We start from the raw sequence: 8,731 nt of genomic DNA, 5'->3' as shown, positions 1-8,731 counted from the left end.
TTAGGGCAAGCCCCTTCCACCGTTTTAGACTTCGCTGGTCTCAGGCTGGGTGGCTTTCTTCGGCACTTGCGCCAATAACGGAATCTCCTTGCCCTCAGCATCAAACAATTTACCACCGCTGAAGTAATCCCCATCGCGCAAAGCCGCCACATCCTGGAAGCACAAACTGCGCTCAGTCCCCGCCACGAACACTGACTGCTGGTCCGAGTTACCGGCGGTGAAGTGGTTGAACGCCAGGTTCAGCACAATCGCCATGATCGCCGAGGAACTAATACCCGAGTGGAAAATGGTCGCGAACCACGTAGGAAAGTGATCGTAGAAGTTCGGCGCAGCGATGGGGATCATGCCAAAACCGATGGAAGTGGCGACGATGATCAGGTTCATATTGTTGCGGTAATCCACCTTCGACAGCGTGCGAATACCGCTGGCGGCCACGGTGCCGAACAACACGATCCCGGCGCCGCCCAACACGGAGGTCGGCACGGCCGCGACCACGCGCCCCATGAAGGGCAACAGGCCAAGAATCACCAGGAACACCCCGCCCGTTGCCACCACAAAACGACTCTTCACCCCCGTCACCGCCACCAGGCCGACGTTCTGGGCGAACGCGCTCTGAGTGAAGGAGCCGAAGATAGGCGCGAACATACTCGACAGCATGTCGGCGCGCAGGCCGTTGCCCAGGCGTTTGGAATCAACCTTGGTATCGATGATCTCGCCCACCGCCAGAATGTCCGCCGAGGTTTCCACCAACGTCACCATCACCACGATGCACATGGAAATGATCGCGGCCACATGGAAGGTCGGCATGCCGAAATGGAATGGAGTGGGGAAACCGAGCATCGGCCCTTGGGCAACGCCGGAGAAGTCAGCCATGCCGAGGAACACCGCAATCACGGTGCCGATCACCATCGCCAGCAGGATCGACAAACGCGAGAGGGTTGCACTGCCGATTTTGCTCAGCAGCAGCACCAGCACCAAGGTCAGTGCTGCCAGGCCGATATTGGGCATGCTGCCGAAATCCGCCGCGCGACTATTGCCCCCCATGGCCCAGCGTGCCGCCACGGGCATCAGGGTCAGGCCGATGGTCGTAATCACGATCCCCGTCACCAACGGCGGAAAAAACTGGGTGATCCGCGAGAACACCGGGGTGATCAACAAGCCAATGAACGACGCTGCCATCACTGCCCCGAGAATCGCCGGCACGCCGCCAGCACCGTCGCTGCCGACAATCGCCACCATGGTCGCCACACCGGCAAACGACACGCCTTGAACCAGTGGCAACTGGCAGCCAAAAAACGGCAGGCCGAGGGTTTGCAACAGGGTGGCCAAGCCGCCGGCAAACAGTGATGCAGCGATCAACAGACCGATATCCGCGGGCGACAACCCCGCCGCCTGGCCAACGATCAACGGTACGGCAACGATGCCGCCGTACATGGTGAGCACATGCTGCAGGCCGTAAGCCATATTGGCGGCGACGCCGAGATTCTCATCTTCTGGCCGCTGCGGTGACGCCTTCGGGATAGTCATGGTGAGGGGTTCTCTGTTTTTGTTGTGCGCTCACTGTATGCAAAGGAAAGACGGGATGTCCATAGAGTTGTATACAATCAATTTCACAATAATCTCCTTATCGGCGTTACAAAAATCCATTCAGCCGCCCTGCCCCGTGGCCTGAAGCCGTGTGCAAAAGGACCTGAAAAAAATGCTCAACCGCAAGTTGCGTATACACGCCCCGGCCATCTACTACTTCGACATGGTGCGCCGCTGCCACTCGATCCGCGAAGCGGCCCGGCGCCTGAACGTGGCGTCATCCGCCGTGAACCGTCAGATCCTCAAGCTGGAAGACGAGATGGGCGCCGCGTTATTCGATCGTTTGCCCGGTGGCCTGCGGGTGACGGCCGCGGGCGAGATCCTCACGCGCCACATCACGTTGTTATTGCAGGATGTGGAGCGGGTACGCGCTGAGCTGGATGGTTTGCACGGTGTGTCCACCGGCCATGTGGAAATCGCCACGGTTGAAGGCGCCGCCGTCGAACTGCTGCCGGCCGCCCTCAAGCGCATGCGCGAGCACTATCCGAAAGTGACGATTGGCGTCACGGTGCAAGGTTCCCGATCGATTCCGGACGCCGTGATCAACGGTCAAGCCGACTTGGGGCTGGTTTTTGCCCTGCCGCGCAGCAACGAAATCACCCAGTTGTGTGTCGGCCATTTCCGCCTGGGCGCACTGATGACGCCGCAGCACCCACTGGCCGGCGAACGCTGCGTGAGCTACGGGCAATGCTGCGAACATGGGGTGATCCAGGCCAAGAGCGAGCTGTCGGTGCACCACCTGATTGCCCCGCTGCACAAACATGCGGCGGCGAATAAGCCGTTACTGCACAGCAACTCGATGGAATTGGCGCGGCAGCTGGCACGCCAGCAATTGGGCATCGCCTTCCAGACCCGCATCGGCATCGAGGCCGACCTGGCGCGCGGCGAACTGTTGCACATTCCCTTGAGCGACCAGGGCGGCATCTTCAGCGACCTGGGTGTGTATGCACGCAAAGACCGCGACCTGCCTGTGGCGGTGCAAGCCCTTGGCCACCTGCTGGGCGAAGAAATCGCCCTGCGGGAACGTCAAGAAGCACCCTGCGCGCCACGTATTTACTGACTCCCAGGGCAACAGTGCTGCTGCCGTTTCGGCATCGGCCCAGGCGAGATTCTGTTCTTTGGTGTGCGCCAGCGTTGTGCCGATACTGCGCGCGGCGGCCCTTGCAAGGTCGCCATGAGCCAAACGCCAAAGGAACTAAAACAATGAAAAAGGCACTGCACGGCGCAACCGTATTCCTCTCACTCCTCGGCGGCGGGGAGGCTGTCGCGGTGGAATGGATGAACAACAGCGTAGGATTTCGCTACGGCCAGCACTTCACTAATCCGAACAACCCCGACGACTTCAGCAAACGTATCTACAGCTTCACCCACGCCAGCGGCTATCAGTACGGCAGCAACTACCTGAACCTTGATGTGTTCCTGTCCGACAGCCGCGACCCGCGAAAGGGTACCGATCACGGAGGCAGCGAGGTGTACGCGGTATACCGGCACCAGCTGTACGCCTCGCGGGTATTCGACGTGCCGCTGGGCACCGGGCTGGTCAAGGATTACGCCCTGACCCTGGGCTTTGATGCCAACCGCAACAATAACTTCGCCTCAGCCAAAAAACGCGCCCTGGTCATCGGCCCAACGTTGAAGTTCAACACCGTCGGCGTGCTGGACCTGAGCCTGATGTACTACAAGGAAAAGAACCACACCGGGATTCCCGGCGCAAAGGAGTCGAACCATACGTTCGACGACACCTACATGCTCAACCTGGCCTGGATGCGCCCCTTCGAAATCGCCAACCACGCCGCGAAGTTCCAGGGGTTCATCAACTACGTCGGAGAAAAAGGCGAGGACTACCATGGCCGCGACACCGCCCCCGAAACCCTGATGCGCACCGCGTTGATGGTAGCGGTACGCCCGGGCAAAAGCGTCAAGCCGAACCTGTACCTCGGAGTGGGCTACGAATACTGGCATCACAAGTTCGGCGTGGACGGTGGCCTGGGCACCCGAACTTCCACGCCGACGGTGAATATGGAAGTGACGTTCTAGGCGGCAGCCAACTCGGAATCGTCAGCTTTCGGCCGCGCCAACCAATACCCCAAAACCGCCAGTGGCGCGGTCGCCAGCATCACGATCACGGTAATCAGCAGCGGTTGGTCAAGCATCGACGACACCAGCAAGCTGCTGAGAAAGCACAAGCCCAGTTGCAGGGTATTTTGCAGCGCCGCCGCCTTGCCGGAATTTTCCGCAAAAGGCATCAGCGCATTCGCCACCACGATCGGGTAACTGGCACCGTTGACCAGGGCCATCAGGCAGAAGGGAATCAGCAAGGTGGTCAGGGTTGGCACGGTCAAGGTGGCGACCAGGTACAACGCCACCATGCTGATGCAATACGCCAACAGCAACCAAGGCAGCAGGGTCTTGCCCTGATAACGCTGCAACGCACTGCGACAACTGTAGCCACCCACCAGGAACGCCAAGGTCGGCAGTACGTAACTCAGGCCGATGTCATTAGGGCTGTAGCCCATATCGCCAAGAATGAACGGCGAAGCGGTCAACCAGGCAAAGAAACTGGCCGAACAGGCCGCGAAGATCATCACATTGCCGGTAAACACACGGGAGGTCAGCAACTGCCCGTAACCGAGGCGCGCAGGTTCGCCCTGCTCCGCCGCACGCTTGGGCATCTTGCGCAGGAACAACGTCGGCAACAACAGCAACAGCGAAACGCCCAGCAACACACCGAAAATCGCCTGCCAGCCGAAGTGGTTCAACACCATCGCCCCCAACAGTGGCGCCAGCGCCGGCGATAACGACATCAGCGGCATGATGCTGGCGAATACGCGGTGGGCCTTTTCGGCCGGGTAGCGGTCGATCACCAGCGCCTGCCAGCTCACGGCAGCGGAACATACGCCAATCGCCTGCATAAAGCGCAATGCCAGCAACTGCGGCGCCGTCTCGACCCAGAACATGCCCAGGCATCCGAGTACAAACAGGCTCAGCCCCATCAGCAAGATCGGTTTGCGCCCCAGGCGGTCCGACAGCGGGCCCCATAACAACTGCCCTACGGCAAAACCGGCGAGGAAAATGCTCAAGCTGGCGCCCACGGCTCCCGCGCCAATCTGCAACTGCTCGCCCATGGCGCCGAACGCCGGCAAATACATGTCCATGGCGAGGTAACCGAGCATGCTCAGCCCCGCCAGATACCAGGTGAAACCAAAAGAATTTTTCATCGAAGCCTTGTTAATCCTGCCATCAAACTATTTGCTGACTGGCGCCCATTATGAAGCTGACAGTTTTTGTGTGAAGCGATAATAATTGGACATCCCTATCAAATATTTTGAAGGCAATCGCCATGTGGTCCGAATACTCGCTGGATGTCGTCGATGCAGTCGCACGCCACGGCAGCTTCAGCGCCGCGGCCCAGGAGCTGCACCGTGTGCCGTCGGCCATCAGCTATACCGTGCGTCAGATTGAGGAGTGGCTGGCGGTGCCGCTGTTTATCCGGCGCCACCGTGATGTAGAACTGACCCCGGCCGGCCGACTCTTTATAGACGAAGCCCGCAGCGTGATGAAAAAAATGCTCGGCACACGGCGCTTATGCCAACAGGTGGCCAATGGCTGGAGTGGCCAGTTGAAGGTGGCCGTCGATTCGATCGTCAAACCCCAGCGCTGCCGGCAATTGGTGCTCGATTTCTATCGGCAATTTCCCGAGGTGGAATTACTGCTGGAATACGAGGTGTACAACGGCGTCTGGGACGCCTTGGCCGATGACCGCACCGACATTGTGATCGGTGCCACCAGCGCGGTACCGGTGGCCAGTCACTTCACCTTCCGTGACATGGGACTATTGAACTGGCTGTGCGTGGTCAGTGCAAAGCACCCGCTGGCCGCGCTGGACGGTTTGCTCAGCGACGACCAACTGCGCCCGTTCGCCTCGCTGTGCATGACCGACACCTCGCGCAACCTGCCCAAGCGCGACACCTGGACCCTGGATAACCAGCGCCGCTTGGTAGTGCCCCACTGGGCATCGGCGCTCGATTGCCTGCGCGATGGCCTGTGCGTCGGCATGGCGCCGGCGCATCAAGTCTTGCCATGGATCGAACGCGGCGAGCTGGTGGCACTCCAGTTGAGGCGGCCGTTCCCGGCCAGCCCGTCGTGCGTGGCCTGGGCGCAGAACAAACTGTCCCCGGCCATGGCGTGGTTGCTGGAGTACCTGGGAGACACCGAGACACTCAACCAGGAATGGCTCAATGGTCCTGACCCAATAAGCGGCTGATGGCCCGCACGATCATCTCGACTTCCTTGCCGTCCAAGGTCAGCGGCGGCAGCAGGCGAATGATCTTGCCCCGCGTCACATTGATCAGCAGGCCATGTTCCTGGGCGGCACGCTGGGCCAGGTCACGATAAGGGCCGGCCAGTTCAATACCGATCATCAAGCCCTTGCCGCGAACCGCCAGCACTTGTGGGTGTTCATCCAGCTCTACGCGTAACCGCGCCAACAAGTGTTCGCCCTGGCGTGCCGCATTCAGCAAAAGACCTTGCTCTTCAATAATGTCCAACACCGTACACCCCACGCGGCAGGCCAGCGGGTTGCCGCCAAAGGTGCTGCCATGACTGCCCGGCGTGAACAACTGCGCGACCGCGGCCCGCGCCAGGCAGGCGCCGATGGGCACGCCATTGCCGAGGCCCTTGGCCAGGGTCATCACGTCCGGAACAATGCCTTCGTGCTGGAAGGCAAACCACGTACCGGTGCGCCCGATGCCGGTCTGGATCTCGTCGAGCATCATCAGCCAGCCGTGGCGTGTGCAATGGTCGCGCAGGGCCTTCAGGTAACCGGGCGGCGCCACCAGCACACCGCTTTCGCCCTGGATCGGCTCAAGCAGCACCGCCGCGATGCGAGTGCCGAATTGCTCGGTGATCGCGTCCAGCGCGGCCATGTCGCCAAAACCCACCTTGATGAAATCTCCCGGCAAGCGTTGAAACCCCAGGCGTACCGAAGGCCCATCGCTGGCAGCCATGGTGCCGAGCGTGCGGCCGTGAAAGGCATTTTCCATCACCACCACCAACGGCTGTTCAATGCCCTTTTTCCACCCATGCAGCCGGGCCAGTTTCAGCGCCGTCTCATTGGCCTCGGCGCCGGAATTATTGAAGAAGGCCCGATCCAGGCCAGATAGCTGGGCCAGCCGCTGGGCCAGGCGTTGTTGCCAATCGATGCTGTACAGGTTGGAGGTGTGCAGCAACAAACCCGCCTGTTCGCTGATGGCTGCCACCAGTTTGGGATGGGAGTGGCCGACATTGGTCACTGCCACACCGGCGACCGCGTCGAGGTATTCGCGCCCCTGCTGGTCCCAGAGGCGCGTGCCCAAGCCACGGGTAAAGCTTAAGGCCAAGGGTTGATACGTGGTCATCAGGCAAGCGGCAGTCATGGTGGCGAGCTCCAGGGCATCGTGGTGATGGCTGCAGTATCGTTAGCCACTCTTGCTGGATAAACTGTGCATTCCTGCAATGACTTTGAATCAGGGCTTGATAATGGATCTGTTCCAGGCGATGTCGGTGTACGTGAAAGTCGTAGAGGCCGGCAGTATGACGGCCGCGGCCCAGGAGTGCGGAATGTCGACCACCATGGTCGGTAATCACCTGCGCGCGCTGGAGCAACGGCTGGGGGTCAGCCTGCTCAAACGCACCACGCGTAAACAGAGCCTCACGGAGTTTGGCGGCCAGTATTACCAGCGCTGCCTGGAAGTGCTGGGCCTGGTGGCCGATTCCGAGCTACTGGCCGAGCAAGCCCATAGCGACATCCCCAAGGGCAGCCTGCGCATCACCGCGCCACCGGTGTTCGGCACAGAACGCCTGGCGCCCGCCTTGAGCGAGTTTTCCCAGCGCTACCCGCTGATCAACCTGTACGTGGTGCTGAGCAACCAGCGGATGGACATGGTCGACAGCGGCTTCGACGCAGCGATCCGCCTTGGCGATTTGGAAACATCGAGCCTGATCGCCCGGCCAATGCAGGCTTACACCCTCACCCTCTGCGCATCAAAGGACTACCTGGCACGACGCGGCACACCGCTGACCCCCGCTGACCTGCAACAGCACGACTGCCTGGCGTTCGCCTACCCATCGACCGACAACTGGCGCGATACCGATAAACTCTGGCGCATGAGCGGTGAGGAAGGCGATGTGGAGGTTCCGGTGTCCGGCTCATTGACCATCAACAGCTCGCAAGGCTTGCGCCAAGCGGCTGTGCACGGCATGGGCATCGTCATGCTGCCCGATGCCCTGGTGCAACCGGACCTGGAGAGCGGCAAGCTGGTGGCCTTGTTGACCACCTATAAACTGCCCTGCCGCCCCATGCACCTGCTCTACGGCCAGGACCGCTATCGCCTGCCCAAACTGCGCGCATTCGTCGACTTCGTCATGGAGAAGTGGGCACGCTAGAACCCCACGCCCAACTCGCGCAAACGCGCGGCGGTGCGCTCGGCAGACACATGGTGAATGCCTTGCCACCCCAAGGCGACGGCCGCCTCGATATTGCCGGCGACATCATCGATAAACACCACTTCGCGCGGTTGAATATCCGGCAGGTGGGCGCGGACCTGCTCGAGGCTGGCGTGATAGATCGCGGCGTCGGGTTTGATCAGCTTCAACTCGCCGGACACCACGATGTCGCGAAAACAGTGCAAGAACGGATAGTTGGCCCGCGCATAAGGGAAGGTTTCAGCCGACCAGTTGGTCAGCCCGAACAACGGCATCTGGGCCTGATGCAGCGCTTCAAGGATCGCCACGCCCTCCGGCAGCGGGCCACGCAGCATTTCGTGCCAGCGGTCGTAATACGCCTGGATCAACGTCTGGTGATGGGGGTACTGATCAATCAGGACCCGGGTGCCTTCAGCCAGGGTACGTCCAGCATCCTGCTCGGTGTTCCAGGCTTGGGTGCAGATGTTGTCGAGAAACCACTGCCGTTCATCCTCACCGGTAATCAGCTGGCGGTACAGGTGTTGCGGGCTCCAATCGAACAGAACACCGCCGAAATCAAAAACTACTGCACGAATCGTCATGCGACCCTCCGTTTAGTGTGGCGTTCGTTATAGCTGCGTAAGTCTTGCATCCCGTGACAGGCAGCCGCGAGTAAACATTCGTAGGACCGCTCTGATAGTTT

The 8,731-nt window shown here is 60.6% G+C and carries 8 protein-coding genes; 4 read left to right on the top strand and 4 right to left on the bottom strand.

Features of this window, described 5'->3' with window-relative positions; all coding sequences use genetic code 11:
- Positions 1-24 precede the first annotated feature (24 nt).
- Positions 25-1,527, bottom strand: coding sequence for a nucleobase:cation symporter-2 family protein (locus M5B43_RS25760; RefSeq protein ID WP_248752705.1), 1,503 nt, complete (start codon positions 1,525-1,527; stop codon positions 25-27).
- 172 nt (positions 1,528-1,699) lie between these two features.
- Here M5B43_RS25760 and M5B43_RS25755 point away from each other — a divergent pair, with 172 nt between their 5' ends.
- Together M5B43_RS25755 and M5B43_RS25750 are read left to right on the top strand one after the other, a co-directional pair.
- Positions 1,700-2,647 (top strand): LysR substrate-binding domain-containing protein, encoded by a 948-nt coding sequence (locus M5B43_RS25755; RefSeq protein WP_248752704.1) that lies wholly within the window; start codon positions 1,700-1,702, stop codon positions 2,645-2,647.
- Between the two features lie 143 nt (positions 2,648-2,790).
- Positions 2,791-3,624, top strand: coding sequence for a nucleoside-binding protein (locus tag M5B43_RS25750; RefSeq protein ID WP_248752703.1), 834 nt, complete (start codon positions 2,791-2,793; stop codon positions 3,622-3,624).
- Here the strand turns inward: M5B43_RS25750 and punC are convergent.
- Positions 3,621-4,805, bottom strand: coding sequence for a purine nucleoside transporter PunC (gene punC, locus M5B43_RS25745; protein ID WP_248752702.1), 1,185 nt, complete (start codon positions 4,803-4,805; stop codon positions 3,621-3,623). The two genes, M5B43_RS25750 and punC, sit on opposite strands and share 4 nt — an antisense overlap.
- 122 nt (positions 4,806-4,927) lie before the next feature.
- On the opposite strand from punC, the gene punR reads away from it, so the two are divergent.
- Positions 4,928-5,851, top strand: coding sequence for a DNA-binding transcriptional activator PunR (gene punR, locus M5B43_RS25740; RefSeq protein WP_248752701.1), 924 nt, complete (start codon positions 4,928-4,930; stop codon positions 5,849-5,851).
- On the opposite strand, the gene M5B43_RS25735 is transcribed toward punR, so the two are convergent.
- Positions 5,823-7,001: an aspartate aminotransferase family protein gene (locus tag M5B43_RS25735; RefSeq protein WP_248752700.1), complete on the bottom strand. Its 1,179-nt coding sequence runs from the start codon at positions 6,999-7,001 to the stop codon at positions 5,823-5,825. The two genes, punR and M5B43_RS25735, sit on opposite strands and share 29 nt — an antisense overlap.
- Positions 7,002-7,104: 103 nt before the next feature.
- Between M5B43_RS25735 and M5B43_RS25730 the strand changes: the two genes are divergently transcribed.
- Positions 7,105-8,010, top strand: a complete 906-nt coding sequence (locus tag M5B43_RS25730; RefSeq protein ID WP_248752699.1) for a LysR family transcriptional regulator — start codon at positions 7,105-7,107, stop codon at positions 8,008-8,010.
- On the opposite strand, the gene M5B43_RS25725 is transcribed toward M5B43_RS25730, so the two are convergent.
- A complete protein-coding gene (locus M5B43_RS25725) occupies positions 8,007-8,630 on the bottom strand; it encodes an HAD family phosphatase (protein WP_248752698.1) in 624 nt (207 codons plus the stop codon). The two genes, M5B43_RS25730 and M5B43_RS25725, sit on opposite strands and share 4 nt — an antisense overlap.
- Between the last annotated feature and the right edge of the window lie 101 nt (positions 8,631-8,731).

This window comes from Pseudomonas sp. MWU15-20650, from assembly GCF_023242475.1.
GTDB lineage: Bacteria > Pseudomonadota > Gammaproteobacteria > Pseudomonadales > Pseudomonadaceae > Aquipseudomonas.
Note: the sequence above shows the minus strand (reverse complement) of the source record. Positions and strands in the feature narration are given on the sequence as shown.

Bases quoted from the DNA above. Each gene is read 5' to 3' on its own strand.
- M5B43_RS25760 (WP_248752705.1), bottom strand. From the start codon at position 1,527: ATGACTATCCCGAAGGCGTCACCGCAGCGGCCAGAAGATGAGAATCTC.
- M5B43_RS25755 (WP_248752704.1), top strand. From the start codon at position 1,700: ATGCTCAACCGCAAGTTGCGTATACACGCCCCGGCCATCTACTACTTC.
- M5B43_RS25750 (WP_248752703.1), top strand. From the start codon at position 2,791: ATGAAAAAGGCACTGCACGGCGCAACCGTATTCCTCTCACTCCTCGGC.
- punC (WP_248752702.1), bottom strand. From the start codon at position 4,805: ATGAAAAATTCTTTTGGTTTCACCTGGTATCTGGCGGGGCTGAGCATG.
- punR (WP_248752701.1), top strand. From the start codon at position 4,928: ATGTGGTCCGAATACTCGCTGGATGTCGTCGATGCAGTCGCACGCCAC.
- M5B43_RS25735 (WP_248752700.1), bottom strand. From the start codon at position 7,001: ATGACTGCCGCTTGCCTGATGACCACGTATCAACCCTTGGCCTTAAGC.
- M5B43_RS25730 (WP_248752699.1), top strand. From the start codon at position 7,105: ATGGATCTGTTCCAGGCGATGTCGGTGTACGTGAAAGTCGTAGAGGCC.
- M5B43_RS25725 (WP_248752698.1), bottom strand. From the start codon at position 8,630: ATGACGATTCGTGCAGTAGTTTTTGATTTCGGCGGTGTTCTGTTCGAT.